This is a genomic window from Rhodoplanes sp. P11 (assembly GCF_964266735.1).
Lineage (GTDB): Bacteria > Pseudomonadota > Alphaproteobacteria > Rhizobiales > Xanthobacteraceae > Rhodoplanes > Rhodoplanes serenus.
On record NZ_CAXWGY010000022.1, the window covers coordinates 66,550 to 88,154 of the forward strand.

Sequence of the window (21,605 nt, forward strand, 5' to 3'; positions counted from 1 at the left end):
CGTTACGAGCATCGCGCCGACCTCCGCCTCGATCCTCGCCCGGAGCACCGCGACTATCGGCCGGAGCACCGCACCGATCATCGCTACGGCCACCACGTCCCCATCGACGAGCGTCGGCCGCGCCCGGCCGCACCGCTGCCGCCGCAGCCGGCCGGCCGCACCACCCCGGCCGCACGCCCGGCCGCGGCCCCGCGGACCGCGGCATCGCCGGTCCGCCGCGCCTTCACGTTCGGCTATGCGGGCCGCCAGGTCCGGCTCGGCCCGGTCGCCTTCTGGACCGTCGTCGGCACCCTGGTGATCATGGCCGGCTGGTCGGTCGTCACCGCCTCCTACTTCGCCTTCCACGACGACGTCATCACCCGGATGATCGCCCGCCAGGCCGAGATCGAGGCCGCCTACGAGGACCGCATCGCCGAGATGCGGGCGCAGGTCGACCGGGTGACCACCCGTCAGCTCCTCGACCAGGAGCAGTTCGAGCAGAAGCTCGAGCAGGTGATCCGCCGCCAGTCGCAGCTCGAGAACCGCGCCGGCCAGCTCGGCGGCATCGGCGGTGTCGCGGCCGACCCGACCCCCACCGGCGCCATCCGGCCACCCGGCCGCGGCGCCCCGCCCCCCGAGCCCACCCCGAAGGCGTCGCCGATCTCCGACACGGTGATCTTCAAGGCTCCGCCCGACCGCCAGGCCCGCCTCGAATCGCGCCAGCCGCCGCCGGCGCTGGCCGCCGCCACCGCGAGCCGCAACGTGCTGACCGGCCTCGACGCCAAGATCGCCCGCCTGCACGGGGCGCTCGACCGCATCGAGAGCCGCCAGGTCTCCACGCTGGCGACCCTGGAGGAGACCTACGAGGGGCGCGCCCGCCGCATCCGCGCCCTCCTGGCCGATCTCGGGCTGGAGCGCGCCGCCCCGGCCGAGACCGGCGTCGGCGGGCCGTTCGTGCCGGTGCGGCTGCAATCGGGCGCCCAGGCGTTCGAGCGCCAGATCCACCGCGTCCGCCTCGCCCGCGCCCAGGCCGAGCGGCTGACCCGCACCCTGGTGGCGATCCCGATCCGCAAGCCGGTCGCCGGCGACGTCGACTTCAGCTCCACCTTCGGGGTGCGGATCGACCCGTTCGTCGGCCGCCCCGCCATGCATACCGGGCTCGACTTCCGCGGCAGCACCGGCGAGCCGATCCGCGTCACCGCCAACGGCACCGTGACCTCGGCCGGGTGGAGCGGCGGTTACGGCAAGATGGTCGAGATCGACCACGGCAACGGCCTGTCGACCCGCTACGGCCACCTCTCCGAGATCCTGGTGCAGAGCGGCCAGTCGGTGAAGATCGGCCAGGTGATCGGCCGCATGGGCTCGACCGGCCGCTCCACCGGGCCGCATCTGCACTACGAGACCCGGGTCGGCGGCGACGCCGTCGACCCGCAGAAGTTCCTGCGCGCCGGCCTGCGCATGGGCGCCCTGTAGAGCCACCCGCGCCACAACCCAGACACGAGCCGTTAAGCTGGTTCGGCTAGGATCGCGACCGGCGATCCGATCATGACCGACACCACTTTCGACAAGGACGGCGGCGTCCCGCGCGCCACCCGGCTGGGGGTGCAGGCCGAGCGGCTTCTGCTTCCCATCGCCGTGGTGGTCGCGCTGGCGATCGGCATCGTCGCCCGGATCGTCGGCGAGGCCGGCCCGCTGTGGATCGACGAGGCGGTCACCGGCGTCGTGGCGGCGCAGCCGGACCTGCGGGCCATGGCCGCGATGGCGCTGCAAGACCCCAACGCGCCGCTGTTCTACGCCCTCGCCCATGCCTGGGCCGGGGTCGCCGGCCTCGACGACGCGGCGCTGCGCACCCCGAGCCTGGCGGCCGCGCTGCTCACTCCGTTCATCGTGCTGCTGCCCAACCCGGCGCTCGACCGCAATCAACGCCTCTTGTGGGGCGCCCTTCTGGCGCTCGCCTGGCCGAGCCTGATGTTCGCCCAGGAGGCGCGCAGCTACGCGCTGCTGCTGGCGCTGGCCACCGCCACCACCGTCGCCTTCCTGCGCCTCGTGGCGACGCCGACCCTCGGCCGCGCCCTCCTATGGACCAGCCTCGGCACCCTGACCGTCCTGACCCATTACCTGGCCGCCGTGGTGGTCGGCCTCCAGGGCCTCGCCTACCTGGCGCTGTGCGGCCGGCGGGCGCTGCGCACCTGGCCGGCCGTCCTGGTGGTGCTGCCGGCGGTGCCGTGGCTCGGGCTGCACGGGCCGACCCTCGCCCGCTTCGCCGATCCGGCCCACGCCTGGTATCAGCTCGTCGAGCTGCGGCACATGTCCGCCGTCGCCACCTTCCTGTTCGGCACCGTCGAGCTCGCCGCCTGGACGCTGGCGATCGCGGTGCTGATGCTCTTGCGCGGCCTCGTCGCCGGGGTTAGGCGGCGCACGCTCTCGCCCCCCACCGCCACCCCCGCCGCCGTCGCCGTGGTGGTGTCGGTCGCGGCGGCGGCCCTGATGCTGGGGCTCGGCGCCATCCGGCCGAGCTTCACCCTGCGCTACCTGGTGCCCTGCGTGCCCGGCCTCCTGCTCGGGGCCGCGCTGGTGGCGGCCGAGATGAGCCGGCGGGTGCCGGCCAGCGGCTTCGTCTACGTGCTGCTGTTCGGAATGCTCGCGGTGCGCTGGGCCGCCGACGGATCGGTGCCGGGCCACAAGCGCGATCTGGAGACGCAGTCGGGCTCGCGCACCCTGATGGCGGCCGGGGTCGAGCGCGTCGCCTTCGTCTGGGATAATCCGCTGTTCGGCGCCATGGACCCGCGCTTCGCCCGTGCGCTCGGCGGGTTCTTCTTCCACCGCGCCGGCATGCCGGTCGCCGTCGACGTCGTCCAGGGCGCCGACATCGCGCGGCTCGATGCGTGGACCACGGCGGCCGGACCGCGCAGCGGGCTGATCTGGATTCACGAGCCGGAGCTGAACGGGCCGCTCACGGCGCATTTTCCGCCGGCCGCGGCGCGCGATCCGGCCTGGCGCTGCACCCGGACCGGCGCGGGGGTCGCCGGCCGCGTCGCACCCGGCGTCCTCACCTGCGTGCGGAACTGACGGGCCGCGTGACGCTCGACCAGGTGGCCGGCGGGCACCACCCGGCAGGCCGTCAGTCGACGTCCTCGATCTCGCCGGGGCCGCCGCCGAACGCCTTCTGGGCCAGCGTCGCCTCCATGAACTGGTCGAGGTCGCCGTCCAGCACGCCGCCGGTGTCGGAGGTCTGCACGCCGGTCCGCAGGTCCTTCACCATCTGGTACGGCTGGAGCACGTAGGAGCGGATCTGGTGGCCCCAGCCAATATCCGTCTTGGCGGCGTTCTCGGCGGCGGCGGCCTCCTCGCGGCGCTTCAGCTCCTGCTCGTACAGGCGGGCGCGCAGCATCGCCCACGCCTGGGCGCGGTTCTTGTGCTGCGACCGCTCGGCCTGGCAGACCACCGCGATGCCGGTCGGGATGTGGGTGAGGCGCACCGCCGACTCGGTCTTGTTGACGTGCTGGCCGCCGGCGCCGCCCGACCGCATGGTGTCGGTGCGGACATCCGCCTCCTTGATGTCGATGACGATGCGGTCGTCGACCACCGGGTAGACATCGACCGAGGCGAAGGAGGTGTGTCGGCGCGCGTTCGAATCGAACGGCGAGATGCGCACCAGCCGATGCACGCCGCGCTCGGTCTTCAGCCAGCCATAGGCGTTGTGACCCTTGACCTGGATGGTGGCCGACTTGATGCCGGCCTCCTCGCCCTCGGTCTCTTCCAGGTACTCGATCTTGAAGCCGTGCTGCTCGGCCCAGCGCGTGTACATGCGCAGCAGCATGGCGGCCCAGTCCTGGCTCTCGGTGCCGCCGGCGCCGGCATGCACCTCGAGATAGGTGTCGTTGGAATCCGCCTCGCCCGACAGCAGCGCTTCGAGCTGCCGGCGGTCGACCTCGCCCTTGAGCTTCTTGAGGGCCGCTTCGGCCTCGCCGACCACGCTCTCGTCGTCCTCGGCCTCGCCGAGCTCGATGAGGGTGAGCTGGTCGTCGAGCTCCTGCTCGATGCGGCCGATCGCCGTCAGGCTGTCCTCGAGGCTGGTGCGCTCCTGCATCAGGCGCTGCGCCTTCTGCGGATCGTTCCAGAGTTCGGGGTCCTCGGCGAGCTTGTTCAGTTCCGCCAGTCGGGCGCGTGCCTTGTCGAAGTCAAAGATGCCTCCTCAGCAGCCCGACCGACTGCTTGATCTCTTCGACGACCGTCTGGGTTTCGGCGCGCATCGACTGTTCACCTCGCGGGCCGCCCGCGGCCCGTTCACGACCGCCGCATGTAGCCGGCCGGGCGCCGCCGCGCAACCCGCCTCGCCGGGGCGCGCGGTCGCGGCGCGCGCGTGGACGGGCGGCGGGCGAGACGCCCGGTCAGTCGAGCAGCAGGGCGCAGGTCCACAGGCCGCCGCTGACCAGGAAGACCGAGAGCCGCGGTGTGGCGAGGAGCGACGAGGAGAGCAGCGCGGTGGCCAGCGCGGCGGCCCAGCCCGCCACCAGCATCAGAATACGGGCCCAGACGAACGCCATCGGTCGCTCCATCGGCTCGCCCCCGCGGCTGTCGCCCTCATCTCGCCACGCGGCGGGCCGTGGCGCAAGGCCAGCGATACGGCCGCGCCGCACCTGCCGGCGAATCGCCGCCCGGCTCGCCCCGCCACGACGGCCCAGACCCTGATGGCCGCCGCACGATCGCGCCCGTCCCCGATGGCCCACTCGCCCCCGAGCCGGCTCCGGGTGGGCCTGCTCATCGGGATTCATTGTTTCGCGAAGGTCCGTTTGGTTAACCGTTCGTGTCGCATCGCAACCAAACTTTAATCAACAAATTCAAATCGCTCAGGCGTCATGTGTGCGCCGCAATAGGATGCTCTAAACCATGCCCAACGAGACGGAAGCGCCGGTCCGGACCTCCGGGCCGGGCGCCCTCCAAGAAATACGGTGATCCCATGACCCAGACGTCCACCCCCGTTCGCCACGCCGACGCGCCGCGCCGCCACCAGGCCGGCCTGCTCGGCCGCGCCGTCGCCGGCTTCAGCTCCATCCTCGATGTCTTCCGCGAGGTGAAGGAGATGCGCCGGGCCGCCCAGCGCCGCTATCCGTCGATGGAAAGCTGAGTTCATTCAATCGACTGATCGCACATGGAAGCGCCCCGGCGGGTCCGCCGGGGCGCTTTTCGTCTTGGATGATCCAGCGGATACGAAGAAGCAGTCCACGCGGATCTGTGCCGAACCGTCAACAATATCTGTCCTGTCCGCCTCTGTTTCCGGCCGCCTCTTCCCCCGATATCAGGGACGAAACGGCGCCCCCGCGACGCCGCCACCGTTCAAGAAGACGAAAGAGTGAACAATGAATCACGCCACCACCCTCGACACCGCCATGGCTCCCGCTCAGACCTCCGGCAATGCCGTGGCGCGTGCGCTGCACCACATCGCCGACACCATCCGTGAGGTGAAGCGGATGCGTCGCGAGGCGCAGGAGCGCTTCCCGCACCTCCAGTTCTGAGCGGCGACATCGAACGAGCGCCGGCGCGCGGCTGCACGCGCGCCGCCAGGGCGGCTCCATTCTCCGGCCACCGACACGCGAAAGGCCCCTGCTTGCCGGCAGGGGCCTTTTTTTGCGCCCGGAATAGCCCAACCGCCAAGGCCGCGAAGCGGCTAGGCGGCCCGATCGGCCCAACCACACCACGTAACAGCGGGACGCACCCGCCTCCGGCGGCTCAGTACAGGCCGCCGGTTCCGGTGCGCACCGCCCGGTCGACCTCCGGGGTCACGCCGAGCGGCTGGCCGTCGGGTCCGAGCGTGCCCGCATAGGCGGTCGATTCGGCCGGCGCCGTGCCGGGCTTGTAGGCTTCGAGGATCGCCTTGGCGGTGCCGGGGCCGGCGCGGGTGCCGGTCTGGGCGTCGATGCGGATCAGCTTGATGCCGGGCGGCACCCGGAACGGCACCGCCGGCTTGTCGGCGAGCGCCACCTTGAGGAAGTCGCGGACGATGGGCGCCGCCATGTGGCCGCCGGAGGCGCCACGGCCGATGTGGCGCGGCTTGTCGTAGCCGAGATAGACGCCGACCGCGAGCTCCGGCGTGAAGCCGACGAACCACACGTCCTTCTCGTCGTTGGTGGTGCCGGTCTTGCCGGCCACCGGCTTGCCGACGGCGGCGACCGTCGAGCCGGTGCCGCGCAGCACCACGCCCTCCATGATCGAGGTGATCTGGTAGGCCGTCATCGGGTCGAGCACCTGCTCGCGGCGGTCGATCAGGCCGGGCTCGGCCTGGTTCTGCCAGCCCTCCGCCTCGCAGCCGCGGCACTCGCGCTGATCGTGCTTGTAGATGGTCTTGCCGGTGCGATCCTGGATGCGGTCGATCAGGGTCGGGGTGATGCGCCGGCCGCCATTGGCGATCATCGAGTAGGCGGTGGTCATCCGCATCACCGTCGTCTCGCCGGCGCCGAGCGCGTAGGAGAGATACGGCGGCATGTTGTCGTAGATGCCGAACCGCTTGGCGTACTCGGCGACCAGCGGCATGCCGATGTCCTGGGCGAGCCGCACCGTCATCACGTTGCGCGAGTGCTCGATGCCGAAGCGCAGCGTCTGTGGGCCGTAATACTTGCCGGTCGAGTAGTTCTCGGGCCGCCACACGCCGATGCCGGGCCCCTGGTCGATCTCGATCGGGGCATCGACCACGATGGTGGACGGCGTATAGCCGTTGTCGAGGGCGGCGGCATAGACCAGCGGCTTGATCGACGAGCCGGGCTGCCGCATCGCCTGGGTGGCGCGGTCGAACTGGCTCTGGTCGAACGAGAAGCCGCCGACCAGCGCGATCACGCGGCCGGTCACCGGGTCCATCACCACCATGGCGCCGGAGATCTCGGGGATCTGACGCAGCCGGAACTGGCCGTCCTTGCCGGCGAGCGGCTCGACATAGACGACGTCGCCGGGATCGAGCACCTGAGACGCCTTGGCGACCGGCTTGCCGCGGCTCGGCCCGCTGGTGGCGCGCGCCCACTTCATCGCATCGAGCGGCACGATCCCGACGGCACGCTCGCGCGACACCGCACCCCCCGGCTCGCGTGTTGGCTGGAGCCCGACCCGGACGGTCTGGTCCGAGGTCTCCAGCACCACGGCGAGCCGCCACGGCGCCACGTCGGCGAGCGCCCGCACGTCGGCGAGCCGCACGCCCCAGTCGCCCGACACGTCGATCTTGGTGACCGGGCCGCGCCAGCCCTGCGTCTCGTCGAAGCGGACGAGACCGTCGGTGAACGCCTTGCGGGCCATCACCTGCATCTTGGGATCGAGGGTGGTGCGGATCGACAGGCCCCCTTCGTACAGGCGCTTCTCGCCGAACTTCTCCAGGATCTCGCGGCGCACTTCTTCAGCGAAGTACTCGCCCGCGAAGATGTGGGCGCCGGTCGGCCGCGGCGTGACGTTGAGCGGCTCCTTGCGGGCGGCCTCCGCCTCGGCGGCGGTGATCCAGCCGTTCTCCGAGAGGCGCTCGATGACGTAGTTGCGGCGCTCCAGCGCCCGCTCGCGCTGGCGGAACGGGTGGAGCTGCGACGGCGCCTTGGGCAGGGCCGCGAGATACGCCGCCTCGGCGATCGACAGGTCGCCGACAGACTTGTCGAAGTACAGGAGCGAGGCGGCCGCCACCCCATAGGCCGAGAAGCCGAGATAGATCTCGTTGAGATAGAGCTCGAGGATGCGGTCCTTCGAGTAGGTCCGCTCGATCTTGAGGGCGAGCAGCGCCTCCTTGATCTTGCGCTCGAACGACACCTCGTTGGTGAGCAGGAAGTTCTTGGCGACCTGCTGGGTGATGGTCGAGGCGCCCTGTGGCCGCCGGTTGGAGCCGAAGTTCTGGACCAGCAGCACGCCGGCGCGGGCGATGCCGGTGAAGTCGAGCCCGCCGTGCTCGTAGAAGTTCTTGTCCTCGGCGGCCAGGAACGCATTGATCACCCGCTTGGGGATCGCCTGGATCGGCAGGTAGAGCCGGCGCTCGCGGGCGTATTCGGCGAGCAGCGAGCCGTCGACCGCATGCACGCGGGTCATCACCGGCGGCTCGTATTCCTGGAGCTGGGTATAGTCGGGAAGGTCCTTGGAGAAGTGCCAGACCAGGACCGCGGCCGCCGCCCCACCCACCAGGAACACGATGGTCCCCAGGGTGAACAGGAAGCCGAAGAATCGCAGGATCAGCCGCATCGCCCAGTCCCCAGCGCGCCAGTCCCCAGCGCCATCCGGGCTCCGCCTGCCGGCGGAGCCGTCGCCGTCCCCATGCCGGCCGAGCCGACGGATTCCGTCCGTCCGCCGGCGCACCAGACCCGTAGGTCGCCCGGTTTTATGGTCAAACTGAGGCTCGGGCCAGAGCGGCCCGGCGATCCCGGCGCGCCCGGTCCGCGGGATCGCCCGCGTGGTCGAGCCGGAGGGTTCGGACCCTGCTTCGCTTGTTTAGCCCTCTCGATCGCCCCATAATAGGGGCATGGGTAAATCTGCAACCGACATGCGCACGCTGACGGTCTCGCTCTCCCGGCGGCAGGCCGGGAAGGTCGAGGAGGCTGTCCAGTCCGGGGCCTATGCCTCGACGAGCGACGTCGTGCGCGACGCGCTGCGCCTGTGGGAGCAGCGTGAAGAGTCCCGCGCCCAGGACGTCGCCCGGCTGAAGCGCGCCTACGACGACGGTAAGGCCAGCGGCCCGCCCCGCGCCGTGGATACCGAGAGCCTGCTCGCAGACTTCAGGGACAAGCTCGCGGCCCGTGGCTAGCGTTTTTCTCACGCCGCGCGCCGAAACCGATCTTTTCGAGGTCTGGGCCGGCATCGCAGCGGAGAATTCGGCGGCCGCCGATGGGCTGCTCCGCCGCATCATGCACAAGGTCGAGCTCGCCGCCGACAACCCCCTGATGGGGGTGGCTCGGCCGGAGCTGGCCCCCTCCGCCCGCATCCTGATCGAAGGGCGCTACATCATCATTTACGAGCCGATCCCGCAGGGCGTGCTGGTGGTTGCGGTCGTCCATGGCATGCGCGACCCGGCGAGCTGGCTCGATGAGAGCCCGTAGCCGGTTGAGCCGAGCGAACGCGGGAGAACCACCCGGCCCCGTAGCATCCGGCCCCATAGCATGCGGTCCCACGGGAACCGGAGCGCGGCGCCCTCTCAATTCGCCCCACCGGCGGCGGTCTCGGCGGGGGCGGCGAGGCGCGGGTGGAAGAAGGCGTTGACGGCGGCGACGATCGACTCGGTCGTCTTGGCGCGCCACGCCTCGGACGTCATCAGCTTGAGGTCGGCGCGGTTCGACACGTAGCCGAGCTCGAGCAGGACCGAGGGCACGTCGGGCGCGGTCAGCACCCGGAAGCCGGCCGACTTGAGCGGATGCTTGTGCAGCCGCGCCGCCGACTTCAGCTCGCCGACCAGCGTCCGGGCGAACTGGCCCGAATAGTTCTTGGTCTCGCGCTGGGCGAGATCGATCAGGATGTCGGCGATGTCGTCCGGCTCGGCCGAGAGATCGACGCCCGAGATGGCGTCGGCCTTGTTCTCGGCTTCGGCGAGCCGGGCCGCCTCGGCGTCGGAGGCGTGCTCGGACAGGGTGTAGACGGTCGCCCCCTCGGCGCCGCCATCGCGGCGGGCGAGCGCGTCGCAGTGGATGGAGATGAACAGCGCCGCCTCGCGGCTGCGGGCGAGGCGGACCCGGTCGGCGAGCGGGATGAAGCGGTCATCGGTGCGGGTCATCACCACGCGGTACTTGCCGGTCTGCTCCAGCTTGTCTCGCAGCATCAGGCCGAAATCGAGCACGATGGCCTTCTCCAGCTCGCCACTGGCCGCCCGGGTGCCCGAATCGATGCCGCCGTGGCCGGGATCGACGACCACCAGCGGCCGCGGATCGCCGGGCGAAGCGACGCCGTCGCGCTCGGTGCGCCGCTGGGGCTCGCGCGGCAGCCGGTTGTCGATGGCGGCGGCCCGCAGGAAGGTGGCGCGGTCGACCGCCGCGAGATCGAGCACCAGGCGGGCCGGCAGGCCCTCGGTGGCATCGAGCACGAAGGCACGCTCCACCCGCACCGGACCGGCGGTATCGAGCACGATGCGCGAGCCGCCCGGCATCACCAGCCCGTACCGGAATGCCTTGACGAGGCCGCGCCCGTGCTCGCCGGCCTTGGGCGGGAGCTGGAAGGTCACCTGCGGCAGGTCGATCACCACCCGGTAGGGGTCGGCGAGGGTGAAGGCCCGCATCTCGATGGATTTCGACAGGTCGACCACGAATCGGGTCTGGCCGGCGTCGCCCGCCAGACGGGCATCGGTGGCGATCGGGAAGCTCGCAGGGGCGGCCGCCGGCGGCCGCGAGGCGGGCGCCGACTGAGCGACCGCCGGTGTCCCGCCGGCGGGCAGGACGCCGAGCGCCACGGCAACGATGAGCGAGAGGCCCACATTCCGTGCCACGTCGCTGCCCCCTCCCCGGCCTGCTTCCCCGAATAAAGTCTGACGGTTAACGTGGGCTTTCTCGCGGCGCCCCGCGGCCCGGATCACCTGCCCGGCCCCGGAACGGATCACCCGCGGGTGAGACAACTGGCTGACCCGCCAGGGATTCCCGATCCACTCTCGCCCGGACGTGAATAGCATCCGGCTTGCCAATGGGCCATGACGCGCCTTAATAAGAGTGGCTGGTGGATTCCGAGGCTCCGGTGACATCGCTCGATCATCCGGACGCTTCGAGGGTCCGTCCCCCGTTTTCGGGGTCGCCGCGCGAGGCGGATCGCAGCAGCGATCGGCAGCGAGCCGTCGCCTCCTTCGAAGGAAGATTGAATGCGTTTGCGCTCCGTAGGGACGTTCACGCGAAAGATCCCCAGCTCTTGACCCGTCGAGGCCACTGCGCGTGGTCACCGCACCCCAGGATTCGGAGCCGATGTCCGGGACACTGAACGAGGAGCACATCGTCGGGCGCTTTGGAAGAGCGCCGGCGCTCCCGTCCTCGCCCCCTGGACCGCGACGTGCGCTTCGACACCCGAGGTTCCACCCCCCCTTCGGCCTGCATCATCCGTCCCACCTGCCCGGCCCCGCGAGGCGGCCGGCCCGTGCACGGCTGCGCCGCACAGAGACACACACATGGCGAATAAGATGCTCATCGACGCGACCCACCCGGAAGAGACCCGGGTGGTCGTGCTCCGCGGAAACCGCGTAGAGGAGTTCGATTTCGAGTCGGCGAGCCGCCGACAGCTGCGAGGCAATATCTATCTGGCCAAGGTCACGCGGGTGGAGCCCTCGCTCCAGGCCGCCTTCGTGGACTACGGCGGTAATCGCCACGGCTTTCTCGCGTTCAGCGAAATCCACCCCGACTACTACCAAATCCCCGTCGCCGACCGGCAGGTGCTGATCGACGAGGAGGAGCGCGCCCACCGGGCCGCCGAGGCCGAGGCCGACCGCCGCGCCGCCGCCCGTGCCGGCGGCTCCCGCCAGATCGCCGCCGAGCGGCCGCCCCATCGCGACGACCGAGTCGCCAGCGAGCCGATCCCCGACAGCGACGGCTCGACGCCCGACGATCAGGTCGCCGAAGCAGGCGGCGCCCCCTCGCCGTCCGCCGGCGAGGCGCAGACCGAGCTCGACTTCGCCCGTTCCGAGGCCGATGCCGGCTCGATCACCGGCGCGCCGGAAGCCGGCCAGCCGGAGACCGCTGCGCCCGCCGACATCTCGGCGTCCGATGGCGCGGCGTCCGACGTCGCGACTGCCGAGACGGGCGCCGCGGCTGCACCGGCCGAGACGGCTGCCGGCGAGACCCCTGTCCCCGCGGCCATCGTCACCGAGACTTCGGGCACCGAGGCTCCTGCCGACGAGACGGCCGCCACCGAGAGTCCTGCCGTCGAGACCGCGGCGGCCCCCGACGCGGCGCCCGAGTCCGCCCCCGCCGAGACTGCGGCGGCTTCCGCCGAGGCGCCGGCCGAGCCGGCCGCGGCCCCGATCGAAGGCGAGATCCTGCCGCCGGTCGCCGGCCCCGACGGGGCTCCCAACGGCCACGATCTCGACGACGATGAGGACGACGAAGACGACGAGGACGAGGACGACGACGAGGAGCACGGCGAGGAGGAAGAGGAGACCATCGAGTCGGTCGGCGGCGCCGACGCGCTCGAGGAGCTGCCCGACCGCACGCCACGGATGCGTCGCCAGTACAAGATCCAGGAGGTGATCAAGCGCCGGCAGGTCATGCTGGTGCAGGTCGTCAAGGAGGAGCGCGGCACCAAGGGTGCGGCGCTGACCACCTACCTGTCGCTCGCCGGCCGCTACTCGGTGCTGATGCCCAACACGGCCCGCGGCGGCGGCATCAGCCGCAAGATCACCAACGCGCAGGACCGCAAGCGCCTGAAGGAGATCGCCCAGGAGCTGGAAGTTCCGGAGGGGATGGGCGTCATCCTGCGCACCGCCGGCGCGGCGCGCACCAAGACCGAGGTGAAGCGCGACTTCGAGTACCTTCTCCGCGTGTGGGAGCAGGTCCGCGACCTCACCCTGCGGTCGACCGCCGCCACCCTCGTGTACGAGGAAGGCTCGGTGGTGAAGCGCGCCATCCGCGACCTCTACAACAAGGACATCGACGAGGTCATCGTCGCCGGCGAGGCCGCCTATCGCGAGGCCAAGGACTTCATGCGCATGCTCATGCCGAGCCATGCGAAGAACGTGAAGCTGTACGCCGAGCCGCAGCCGCTGCTGACCCGCTACGGCGTCGAGACCCAGCTCGACGCGATGTTCTCGCCGACCGTGCAGCTCCGCTCCGGCGGCTACATCGTGCTCAACCAGACCGAGGCGCTGGTCGCCATCGACGTCAACTCGGGCCGCGCCACCCGCGAGCACCACATCGAGGACACCGCCCTCAAGACCAACCTCGAAGCCTGCGAGGAGGTCGCCCGCCAGCTCCGCCTGCGCGACCTCGCCGGCCTGATCGTCATCGACTTCATCGACATGGACGAGAAGCGGAACAACCGCGCCGTCGAGCGTCGCCTGAAGGAGTGCCTGAAGAACGACCGCGCCCGCATCCAGGTCGGCCGCATCTCGCATTTCGGCCTGATGGAGATGTCGCGTCAGCGCATCCGCACCAGCGTGTTCGAGAGCTCGACCGAGAAGTGCCCGCATTGCGGCGGCACCGGCCATGTCCGCTCGGTGTCGTCGGTGGCGTTGCAGTGCCTGCGTATGCTGGAAGAGACGCTGATGCGCGGCGCCACCCACAATCTGGCGATCCGCACCGGCACCGACACGGCGCTCTACATCCTCAACCACAAGCGCGCCCATCTGGCCGAGCTGGAGAGCCGCTTCCGCCTCACCATCACGGTGAAGGCCGATCCCAACGTCATGGGTCAGCATCCGTTCGTCATCGAGAAGGGCGAGCAGGTGCACAGCCTGGAGCAGGCCCGCGCCCTCGCGGCCCAGGCCGCCCAGGCGGCCGCGGCGCTCCCCAGCCCGGCCCGGATCGAGGACGAGGACGAGGACGAGAGCGAGGCCGACAGCTACGGCGAGATCGAGGTCGTCGAGGACGACGAGGACACCGAGGAGCAGCGCGCCGAGCAGGAGACCGGCGAGAGCGACGGCGATGGCCGCCGCCGGCGTCGTCGTCGCCGCCGCGGCCGGCGGGGCGACGAGCGCGAGGAGCGCGGCGAGCGGAGCGACCGTGACCGGAGCGACCGTGACCGTGGCGAGCGTCCGGTGGCCGCCCGCGACACCGTCGCGGGCCGTGACACCGCCACGACGCGCGAGACCGTCGCCGAGCACGAGGTCGCGTTCGAGGATCACGACAACGGCGACGAGGTCGAGCGCGACGCATCGACCGGCGACGCCGGTCCGCGCGAGGCCGGTGACGGCGACACCGACGCGAGCGGACGCCGGCGGCGTCGGCGCGGCCGGCGCGGCGGACGCCGCAACCGTCGCCACGACGGCAGCCCGGCCCCGTTCGACACGCCCGAGCCGGGCTTCGACCTGCTGGAGCCCGACATCGCCGAAGCGATCGCCGACTTCGGCGGGCCGCGCCTCGACGAGGCGGTGACGGCGGAGGCACCGGAGGGTGTCGGCACGACCGACCCGCTCCCCACCGCCGAGCGGCCGTCTGTCCGCGACATCGAGATCCGCACCCACGGCGTGGCCGAGATCGCGCCGACCGAGATCGGTCCCGAGAACCTGCCGTCGCCGGGGGCCGGCTTCGACGCGCCGGAGCGTCCGGTGGAGCGGCGCAGCCGCGGCCGCCGTGCCGCCGCCGAGGTGCCGCCGCCGCCGGACTTCGGGCCGATCGATCCGCCCGAGCCCCTGCAAGCGCTGGCGCCCGAGTCGATTGCCGAGTCGATCACGCCGCCCGCCGAAGCCACCCCGCCTGCCGAGGTCACGCCGCGGCGCGCAGCGGCGAGGCGCGAGGCCGCCGGCGACGGTGATGTGTCCGAGCCCGCACCTCGTGCCGAGGCGCAGCGTGTGGAGCCCCCGCAGCCCGAGCCGGTGCGGCCCGAGCCGGTGCGACGCCGCTCGACGGTGCGCGAGCCGGTGTCGTTCCTGCTGGAGCGCGGCAACGAGGCGACGAGCAGCGTCGCGGGCGACAACGGCAGCCGCCCGGCCGCGACCGCCGGAGAGCCCTCGACCGCCGACAGCCCGGCCACGGGATCGTCGGAGCCGGCCGCCGCTGCCGAAACCAACGGCACCACGCCGCCGGCGGCAGCGGGCAACACGACGCCGACCGAGTCCGCGTCGGCCACCGAGGCCGAGGCCGCCAAGCCGCGGCGCACCGGCTGGTGGGCGCGCCGCCTGCTCGGCGACAAGGCGTAGGCTCTCGCCGGGGCGCGGCTTCGGCCGCGCCCGCACAGCCTTCCGGCGCCGCTCACGCCGACACGAGCCGAGCAACCGAACCGACGAAAGAGCTCCGGGACGCCGTCCCGGAGCTCTTTTGCTGTCGCGTTCGCTCCCTTGCCAACCGGCCTAGGGGGCCATCGGCAGCCGCTGGCCGCGGATCTCCGAGCCCGCCCCGGCCCGCCACGCCGCGATCCGGTCCAGCTCCGGCGGGCGCTCCACCACGGTGCGCGGCGTGCCGAGATGCACCGCCCCCTCGTCGCCGTCCACGGCCAGCCAGTCGCCCTCCCGCAGCACGGCACCGCCGAGCGTCGCGCGGCCGGAGCCGGGCGACACCACGAGCGCCGCGCAGCCGACCACGCAGGGTTTCGCCATCTGGCGCGCCACCAGAGCCGCGTGGGCCGTGCGGCCGCCGACCGCGGTGACGATGCCGGCCGCCGCCGCGAAGCCGGCGACGTCGGACGGGCTGGTGTCGGGCCGCAGCAGGATCACCGGGTCGCCGGTGGCGGCGAGCGCCACCGCGCTGTCGGCATCGAAGGCGGCCCGCCCCACCGCGACGCCGCCGGCCGCCGCGATGCCGCGCGCCGCCGGCTCGCCGGGCTCCGCCAGGCGGGTGCGGATCAGCGCCGCCTCGTCGATATCGGCGAGCCGCCGCAACGCCTCGGCGGTGTCGATCACGCCCGCCTCGGCGAGATCCACGGCGAAGCGCAGCGCCGCCATCGGGGTGCGCTTGGCGGCCCGGGTCTGGAGAATCCACAAGGCGCCGTCCTCGACCGTGAACTCGATGTCCTGGACGTCGCCGAAGGCGCGTTCGAGCTGCCCGAGCAGCGTGCCGAGGCGGGCGGCCGCCTCCGGCAGCGCGGCCGCGAAAGCGGCCTCCCCATGCGGGGTCCGGCGCCCCGACACCACGTCCTCGCCCTGGGCGGCGATCAGCATCTCGATCACCGGCGCGGCCGCCCCGGTCGACGGATCGCGCGAGAAGGCGACGCCGGCGCCGGAGCGCAGGCTGCGATTGCCGAACACCATCGCCTGCACCGTGACGGCGACCCCGCGCAGGGCGTCGAGCCCCTCCAGGCCGCGATAGGCGACGGCGCGCGGGCTCGTCCACGAGCGGAACACCGCGAGCGCGGCGGCGGCGAGCTGTGCGGCCGGATCGTCCGGCACCGTCACGTCGGCCCGCCCCAGCACGTCCTCGTAGGCACGGACCAGCCGCTCCATGGCGTCGCCGTCGAGATCGCGCTCGGAGGCGACGCCCTCGGCCCGCATCAGCTCGTCGCGGCGCGCCGCGAACGGCGCCCGGCCGAGGCCCAGCACGGTCTCGCCATAGGACTCGAGCAGGCGCCGCCGGCAGTCGAAGGCGAAGCGCGGATTGCCGGTGGCGCGCACCAGGCCCCGTGTCGCCGTGGTGGTGGCGCCGACATCGAGCACCGTCTCCAGCATGCCCGGCATCGAGCGCGCCGCGCCCGAGCGCACCGATACCAAGAGCGGCCGGCGGCGGTCGCCGAAGCGGCGGCCGGTCGCCTCCTCCAGCCAGGCGATGCCGGCGGCGAGGTCGTCCCGCATGGCCGCCTCGGCGCCGGGCGCCCCGGCCAGCACCGCGACGCAGTGCGCGATCGGCAGCACGAAGGCGGGCGGCACCGGCACGCCCATGCGGATCAGCCGGTCGAGATTGGCGGCCTTGGCGCCCACCGCCTCCGGCGCCAGCACGGTGTCGCCCTGTCCGAGCCTGACGATCGTCATCGTCTCCCTCATGCCGACAGATGATCGAGAACATGGGTGCGGAGCAGATGTCCCGCGCGGGCGAAGCGGTCGCTGGCGCGCTCCAGCGCACGCGCCAGCTCCAGCGGCCCGATCAGCATGCGGGCGGCCCCGTCGCCGCGCAGCACGAGCGCCGTCAGCGTCCGCTCGACGGCGTCGCAGGCGCGCTCGATCTCGGCCAGCCGACCGGCCGCCGCCAGCGCGTCGTCGGAATCGGCGCGGCGCCCCTCGGGCACGTCGGCAGCGGCGTCGAGGCCCGACACCGCGGCCTCGGTGGCGTCCACCACGGCCACGCACAGCTCGCCGAGCGCCCGCAGCATCTCGGGAGCGGTCTCGCCGTCGATCAGCGAGGCCAGGAAGGCGGCCTGCTCCAGCTCGTCGATGGCGTCCTCGATGACGTCGACGATCGCCGTGATGGTGGCCCCGGCATTGAGCCGGCGCGCCGCCATCCGGGTGTCGAGCGCGATGCGGTCGGCCTTCTCCTCGGTGCGCTTGGCGAAGGCCGCGAGGGCGGCACCGGAACCGGGCCGGCCGGCCGCCCGCTCGCCGATGTCGGCGGCGATGCGCACCGCGATCTCGCGGGCGAGCCCCGCCTGCCGCACCGCCACGGCGAGCAGCCGGCTGTCGCCGCGGTCCAGATGGCGGACCAGCTCCGCCTCGACGGCGTCGTTGGCGAGCCGCACCGAGCGGCCGGCCCGCAGCGTCTCGGCGGCGATCCGCAGCACGCTCTCCACGAACTCGAAGGCGGCGTCGCGGCCGAGCACCGCGTCCAGGCGCTCGCCGAAGCCGATGCGGGTCGGCGCCGCGTGGCGCACCGCCGCAGCGATCAGCTCGCCGCCGCCCAGCTCCAGGAAGGCGCGATGGCCGACGCGCGCCCGCGCGGCCCGCTCCAGCACCCGCACGGCATCGCCCTTGCCGACCAGCGTGCGCAGCACCTTGCGGGCCCGGTTCCAGTCGATCAGGAACACCAGCGAGGCGCCGAGCGTCTCCAGGAAGGCGGCCAGCGCGGCGCCGTCGCCGGCGAGCCGCCCGGTGACGAGATAGAACGCCCCGCCCTCGCCGAGCCCGGCGGCACGCGCCTCCGAGAGGCCGCTCCAGGCGACCGGGTGGGCGTCGAGCAGGCGGGTGAAGAACTGCGCCCGCGGCCGATGCACGTCCGAGTAGGTGACGGTGACGACGCCGTCCTCGATCGCCACCACCAGCACATGGGCGTCGGTGGTGCCGATGTCGTTTTGCAGCACCAACCGCTCGCCGACGCGGGTCGCCAGGGTGTCGAGCCCGGGATGGTCGAACTTGAGCCCGCGGGTCGCCGCGACGCCGCGCATGAAGGCTTCGACGAGCGGCCGGTCGGCGTCGCGCAGGCCATGCGCGCGGGCGCCCGCCACCGTCTCCTCGGCGCAGGCCGCCGCCAGCCGGTTGATGTCGCGGTGCAGGTCCATCACCAGCCGGTGCAGGGTGTCGTCGCCGCCGTCGTGCGGGGCGGCGGTGAGATGCGCCAGCGCCGCGAGGCCGATCTGGTCGGGGCCGGGGGAGTCGAGGTCGGCGGCGGCGTGGCGCAAGCGGGCGGTCGCCGCGGTGCCGGCGCCGGCATCGGCGGCCGCCACCGGGGCGATCATCGCCTCGCCGTCGGCGACCAGCGCCCGCTTGAGATCGTCGAGACCGGGCGCCACCAGCACGTCGCCGGCGGCGGTCCGGGCGCCGACCACCAGGGCCCGCAAGGCCGCCGCGTCGAGGCCGGCGGCGCGCGCCTCGGCGGCCCAGTCGGGCACCGGCCCGCCCGGCCGCCTGGCGTGCTGGGCGGCGGCTTGCAGCACGCTCATGCGCAGCTTGGCGCGATCATTGGCGGCCAGCGCCGACGCCACCAGGACCGGCAGCAGGATGTCGGACTGGCCGAGATGCTCGATGATCCGTGTCTTCACGACGCTCCTCGCGATCGTTCATCGCGCGAGGATTTAAGCGGCGCCCTCGCCGGCCCGCCAGTTCATAGAGCTGTCACAATGGCGTCCGATCGCCACAGGGCGACGCCGCGCCGCGGGCGCCGCATCGTGGCGCGCCGGACGGAACCGGGCGGCGCCGGCCCGCTTCTCCATCAGACTCGCGCCGACGAGACTCGCGATCCGCGAGACGAGATGTGCTCGCGACGCGCACGAGACCGGAGCCGCCGATGACCCGCGAGGCCGAGACACCACCTGCCGCCCCCCTCACCCATGCGGGCTGGACGATCGCACCCTTCGAGCGCGAGCCCGGCCGCTGGCGCGCCGTGGTTCATCGCGGCGACGCCGCCGCCACGTCACCCGCCTCGGCCGATCTCGGCGGCTTCACCACCTCGGCCGATGCCGAGACCGCCGCCGACGCGGTGCGGCTCGCCCAGGCCGCCATCGACGCCGGCACGGCGTGCTGATCGGGCCGGAAGCCGGCACGACGGACGGCCGGCGCCGGCCCGTCCGAGGCGTTCCGGACGGGACTGACAAACGGTTCATGTTGAACGATTATTCATCAATTATGTCAGCATGTTAACTGAACCTCTCGGGACCGTTCCGCACCTCATGATCGAGCCCACGCGGTCTGCCATCCGGCACCGCCGACCGGGCCGATCCGAGGAGCGTGCCATGACCCTGTCCCGCACTTTCCTGTCCCGCACTTCCCTGTCCAAGATCATCCTGATCACCGGCGCCCTGCTCGCCACCGCCGGCGCGGCCGCCGCCGGCCCCATCGACGACCGCCAGGTCTTCCAGGGCCAGCGCATCTTCCAGGGTGTTCAGAGCGGCCAGCTCACCTATGGGGAGACCGCCCAGCTCATGAAGGGACAGCAGCAGATCCAGGCGATGAAGCTGAAGGCGCGCAGTGACGGCTTCGTCGATCCGTGGGAACGCGCCCAGATCAACGCCGCACAGAACTGGCAGTCGCTCAACATCTGGGTGAAGAAGCACAACTGATCACGAGCCGGTGCCGGCCGCCGCGACGAGGAAGTCCACCAGCACCCCGGCATGGGGCGCCAGCGCGCCGCGCAGATCGTGATCGGCATCGACCGCGACCAGCGTGGCGTGCGGGGCCGCCCCGGCGATGCGCTCGGCGTCCGAGAACGGCACCGTGTCGTCGCGGCGCCCATGCACCACCAGCAGCGGGCACGTCACCCGGGCGGCGGTCGCCACCGGCGCGATGGTGTCGAACGAGACGCCGATCACCTGCTCGACATGGCGCAGCACGGACCAGCCGAGCACCGGGTAAGGCAGCCGCACCGCGGCGATCCACCGCTTCATCACCTCGCGCGGATGCGCGAAGGCCGACAGGCTGACCACGGCGACGACGTCGGCGTGACGCGCCGCATGCAGCAGCGCGGCGCCCGCCCCCACCGAGTGACCGATCAGCGCGATGCGGGCGGCGTCGATGCCGGGGCGGCGGCGCAGCCAGGCGAGGCCCGCCGCGATGTCCTCGGCGAAGCGCGGCATCGAGGCGAAGTCCTCGTCGTCGCTGCGGCCGTGGCACCGGGCGTCGAGCAGCAGCACCGCGAAGCCGGCGGCGCGCAGCGGCGCCACCACGGGCAGCATCATGGCGGCGTTGGAGCCCCAGCCGTGCATCACCAGCACGGCTGGACACGGCACGGCCGGATCGCCGTCGGGCCGCACCAGCCAAGCGAACAGGCGCTTGCCGCGGGGGCCGTCGATGGTCGCCTCGTCGACGCGATCGGCCGGCAGACCGAGGTCGAGCGGCCCCTGGGCGTGCGGCAGCCGCGGCGCCCGCAGGCCGCGCAGCAGCGCCCGGTGGGCGAGCCAGCGCAGGCCCCACAGCCCGGCCGCCGTGCCGGCGGCACCGAACGCCAACGTCTCGATCGCCAACGGCAGCCGCCCTACCCCATGCCCTTCAGCCAGCGGCCGATGCGGTCGACCGCCATCACCATGTCGGCCTCGGCCCGCGCATAGGAGAAGCGGACGAAGCGATGGCCGGCGACCGGATCGAAGTCGAGCCCCGGCGTCACCGCGACACCGGCCTCCTCCAGCAGCGCGCGGGCGAAGGCGTGGCTGTCGGGCGTGAAGCCCGAGACGTCGGCGTACAGGTAGAAGGCGCCGTCGACCGGCAGGAAGCGGTCGAGCCCGCAGGCCGGCAGCCCTTTCATCAGGATGTCGCGGTTGCGGGCATAGCCGGCCTTGACGGCCTCCAGCTCGGCGCGCCCCTCGAAGGCCGCCTCGGCGGCGATCTGCGACAGCGTCGGCACCGAGATGGCGAGGTTCTGATGCAGCCGCTCCATCGGCCGCACCAGGCGCTCCGGCGCGACGATCCAGCCGACCCGCCAGCCGGTCATGCAGAAATACTTGGAGAACGAGTTGATCACCACGGTGTCGCCCGAGACGGCGCGCGCCGTGGTGGCCGGGAAGGCGTAGTCGAGGCCGTGATAGATCTCGTCGGAGATCACCGCGATGCCGGCGTCCTCGGCGGTGCGGACGAGGCGCGTCAGCGCCTCCTCGGTCATCATGGTGCCGGTCGGGTTGGCGGGGCTGGCGATCAGCACCGCCTTCAGCGGCGTTTCGCGATGGGCCGCCAGCAGCGCCTCCGGGGTGAGCGCCCAGCGCGTCTCGGGGCCGGTGCGGATCAGCACCGGCTCGCAGCCGAGCGCCGTGAGGATGTGGCGATAGGGCGGATAGGCCGGCGCCGTCAGCGCCACTCGGTCGCCGGGCTCGAGCAGCGCCAGGAAGGCGAGCACGAAGGCGCCCGACGAGCCGGTGGTCACCAGCACGGTGGCGGGATCGACCGCAAGCCCGTAGGTCTCCTCGTAGTGGCGGGCGATGCGGCGGCGCAGGCTCGGGATGCCGAGGCTCTCGGTGTAGCCCAGCGCGGCACCGCTGCCGCCGAGCGCCGCGCGCGCGGCGGCGAGCGCGGTGGCGGGGGCCGGCGCCTCCGGCTGCCCCACCTCCATGTGGATGACGTGACGGCCGGCCTGCTCCAGGCGGGCGGCGGCCGTCATCACGTCCATGACCATGAAGGGAGGGACGTCGCTGCGGGCCGAGGGCTGGCACAGGGGGTGGTCGGATGTCATGGAAGCCTCGGAAGCGATGCGGCGTTTCGGCTGCGGTCGCGACGCGGA

General features: G+C 72.5%; 17 protein-coding genes. 9 read left to right on the plus strand and 8 right to left on the minus strand.

Features of this window, described 5'->3' with window-relative positions:
* The first annotated feature begins 102 nt into the window (after window positions 1-102).
* Entirely contained in the window at window positions 103-1,452 is a 1,350-nt protein-coding gene (locus ACFQUV_RS25080; RefSeq protein ID WP_378396019.1) for a peptidoglycan DD-metalloendopeptidase family protein, read from the plus strand.
* Window positions 1,453-1,524: 72 nt separating this feature from the next.
* The gene (locus tag ACFQUV_RS25085; RefSeq protein ID WP_129609549.1) at window positions 1,525-3,048 is read left to right on the plus strand and encodes a hypothetical protein; all 1,524 of its coding nucleotides are present in this window, start codon (window positions 1,525-1,527) and stop codon (window positions 3,046-3,048) included.
* A 52-nt stretch (window positions 3,049-3,100) separates the two neighbouring features.
* On the opposite strand, the gene prfB is transcribed toward ACFQUV_RS25085, so the two are convergent.
* Window positions 3,101-4,232 (minus strand): peptide chain release factor 2 gene (gene prfB / locus ACFQUV_RS25090; protein ID WP_111388257.1). Its coding sequence is split into 2 segments (ribosomal slippage): window positions 3,101-4,162 and window positions 4,164-4,232, totalling 1,131 coding nucleotides; the frame shifts between segments, so codons are not numbered across the junction.
* Window positions 4,233-4,370: 138 nt separating this feature from the next.
* Window positions 4,371-4,526 carry a hypothetical protein gene (locus tag ACFQUV_RS25095; RefSeq protein ID WP_165363964.1) on the minus strand — a complete coding sequence of 52 codons (156 nt, stop codon included), beginning with the start codon at window positions 4,524-4,526 and terminating at the stop codon, window positions 4,371-4,373.
* A gap of 413 nt (window positions 4,527-4,939) precedes the next feature.
* On the opposite strand from ACFQUV_RS25095, the gene ACFQUV_RS25100 reads away from it, so the two are divergent.
* Together ACFQUV_RS25100 and ACFQUV_RS25105 are read left to right on the plus strand one after the other, a co-directional pair.
* On the plus strand, window positions 4,940-5,107 hold the full coding sequence (locus tag ACFQUV_RS25100) for a hypothetical protein (protein ID WP_155479378.1): 168 nt from the start codon (window positions 4,940-4,942) through the stop codon (window positions 5,105-5,107).
* Between the two features lie 232 nt (window positions 5,108-5,339).
* Window positions 5,340-5,495 (plus strand): hypothetical protein, encoded by a 156-nt coding sequence (locus ACFQUV_RS25105; RefSeq protein WP_155479377.1) that lies wholly within the window; start codon window positions 5,340-5,342, stop codon window positions 5,493-5,495.
* A gap of 214 nt (window positions 5,496-5,709) precedes the next feature.
* Here ACFQUV_RS25105 and ACFQUV_RS25110 read toward each other — a convergent pair whose 3' ends face one another.
* Window positions 5,710-8,178 carry a penicillin-binding protein 1A gene (locus ACFQUV_RS25110; protein WP_129609548.1) on the minus strand — a complete coding sequence of 823 codons (2,469 nt, stop codon included), beginning with the start codon at window positions 8,176-8,178 and terminating at the stop codon, window positions 5,710-5,712.
* A 277-nt stretch (window positions 8,179-8,455) separates the two neighbouring features.
* On the opposite strand from ACFQUV_RS25110, the gene ACFQUV_RS25115 reads away from it, so the two are divergent.
* Both ACFQUV_RS25115 and ACFQUV_RS25120 read left to right on the plus strand, forming a co-directional pair.
* Entirely contained in the window at window positions 8,456-8,737 is a 282-nt protein-coding gene (locus tag ACFQUV_RS25115) for a type II toxin-antitoxin system ParD family antitoxin (protein WP_244601610.1), read from the plus strand.
* Window positions 8,730-9,029 (plus strand): type II toxin-antitoxin system RelE/ParE family toxin, encoded by a 300-nt coding sequence (locus ACFQUV_RS25120; protein WP_111387237.1) that lies wholly within the window; start codon window positions 8,730-8,732, stop codon window positions 9,027-9,029. The genes ACFQUV_RS25115 and ACFQUV_RS25120 overlap by 8 nt, the downstream gene beginning before the upstream one ends.
* Before the next feature lie 95 nt (window positions 9,030-9,124).
* On the opposite strand, the gene ACFQUV_RS25125 is transcribed toward ACFQUV_RS25120, so the two are convergent.
* On the minus strand, window positions 9,125-10,402 hold the full coding sequence (locus ACFQUV_RS25125) for an N-acetylmuramoyl-L-alanine amidase (RefSeq protein ID WP_244601609.1): 1,278 nt from the start codon (window positions 10,400-10,402) through the stop codon (window positions 9,125-9,127).
* Window positions 10,403-11,065: 663 nt separating this feature from the next.
* On the opposite strand from ACFQUV_RS25125, the gene ACFQUV_RS25130 reads away from it, so the two are divergent.
* Window positions 11,066-14,746: a ribonuclease E/G gene (locus ACFQUV_RS25130; RefSeq protein WP_129609546.1), complete on the plus strand. Its 3,681-nt coding sequence runs from the start codon at window positions 11,066-11,068 to the stop codon at window positions 14,744-14,746.
* Window positions 14,747-14,896: 150 nt separating this feature from the next.
* Here the strand turns inward: ACFQUV_RS25130 and ACFQUV_RS25135 are convergent, their stop codons facing one another.
* Window positions 14,897-16,507 carry a PEP/pyruvate-binding domain-containing protein gene (locus ACFQUV_RS25135; protein ID WP_129609545.1) on the minus strand — a complete coding sequence of 537 codons (1,611 nt, stop codon included), beginning with the start codon at window positions 16,505-16,507 and terminating at the stop codon, window positions 14,897-14,899.
* Between the two features lie 8 nt (window positions 16,508-16,515).
* Entirely contained in the window at window positions 16,516-18,444 is a 1,929-nt protein-coding gene (locus ACFQUV_RS25140; protein ID WP_129609544.1) for a hypothetical protein, read from the minus strand.
* Between the two features lie 245 nt (window positions 18,445-18,689).
* Between ACFQUV_RS25140 and ACFQUV_RS25145 the strand changes: the two genes are divergently transcribed.
* Window positions 18,690-18,926, plus strand: a complete 237-nt coding sequence (locus tag ACFQUV_RS25145) for a hypothetical protein (RefSeq protein ID WP_111388034.1) — start codon at window positions 18,690-18,692, stop codon at window positions 18,924-18,926.
* A 208-nt stretch (window positions 18,927-19,134) separates the two neighbouring features.
* Window positions 19,135-19,461 (plus strand): hypothetical protein, encoded by a 327-nt coding sequence (locus ACFQUV_RS25150; RefSeq protein ID WP_244601608.1) that lies wholly within the window; start codon window positions 19,135-19,137, stop codon window positions 19,459-19,461.
* Here ACFQUV_RS25150 and ACFQUV_RS25155 read toward each other — a convergent pair whose 3' ends face one another.
* Both ACFQUV_RS25155 and ACFQUV_RS25160 read right to left on the minus strand, forming a co-directional pair.
* Window positions 19,462-20,361, minus strand: coding sequence for an alpha/beta hydrolase (locus ACFQUV_RS25155; protein WP_244601607.1), 900 nt, complete (start codon window positions 20,359-20,361; stop codon window positions 19,462-19,464).
* Between the two features lie 11 nt (window positions 20,362-20,372).
* A complete protein-coding gene (locus ACFQUV_RS25160; RefSeq protein ID WP_165363962.1) occupies window positions 20,373-21,557 on the minus strand; it encodes a pyridoxal phosphate-dependent aminotransferase in 1,185 nt (394 codons plus the stop codon).
* Window positions 21,558-21,605: the final 48 nt, after the last annotated feature.

What these genes read in the sequence shown, in the direction of transcription:
- ACFQUV_RS25145 (WP_111388034.1), top strand. Translation starts at nt 18,690, where the DNA reads ATGACCCGCGAGGCCGAGACACCACCTGCCGCCCCCCTCACCCATGCG.
- ACFQUV_RS25095 (WP_165363964.1), bottom strand. Translation starts at nt 4,526, where the DNA reads ATGGCGTTCGTCTGGGCCCGTATTCTGATGCTGGTGGCGGGCTGGGCC.
- ACFQUV_RS25085 (WP_129609549.1), top strand. Translation starts at nt 1,525, where the DNA reads ATGACCGACACCACTTTCGACAAGGACGGCGGCGTCCCGCGCGCCACC.
- ACFQUV_RS25160 (WP_165363962.1), bottom strand. Translation starts at nt 21,557, where the DNA reads ATGACATCCGACCACCCCCTGTGCCAGCCCTCGGCCCGCAGCGACGTC.
- ACFQUV_RS25135 (WP_129609545.1), bottom strand. Translation starts at nt 16,507, where the DNA reads ATGACGATCGTCAGGCTCGGACAGGGCGACACCGTGCTGGCGCCGGAG.
- ACFQUV_RS25100 (WP_155479378.1), top strand. Translation starts at nt 4,940, where the DNA reads ATGACCCAGACGTCCACCCCCGTTCGCCACGCCGACGCGCCGCGCCGC.
- ACFQUV_RS25110 (WP_129609548.1), bottom strand. Translation starts at nt 8,178, where the DNA reads ATGCGGCTGATCCTGCGATTCTTCGGCTTCCTGTTCACCCTGGGGACC.
- ACFQUV_RS25115 (WP_244601610.1), top strand. Translation starts at nt 8,456, where the DNA reads ATGGGTAAATCTGCAACCGACATGCGCACGCTGACGGTCTCGCTCTCC.
- ACFQUV_RS25150 (WP_244601608.1), top strand. Translation starts at nt 19,135, where the DNA reads ATGACCCTGTCCCGCACTTTCCTGTCCCGCACTTCCCTGTCCAAGATC.
- ACFQUV_RS25130 (WP_129609546.1), top strand. Translation starts at nt 11,066, where the DNA reads ATGGCGAATAAGATGCTCATCGACGCGACCCACCCGGAAGAGACCCGG.
- ACFQUV_RS25105 (WP_155479377.1), top strand. Translation starts at nt 5,340, where the DNA reads ATGAATCACGCCACCACCCTCGACACCGCCATGGCTCCCGCTCAGACC.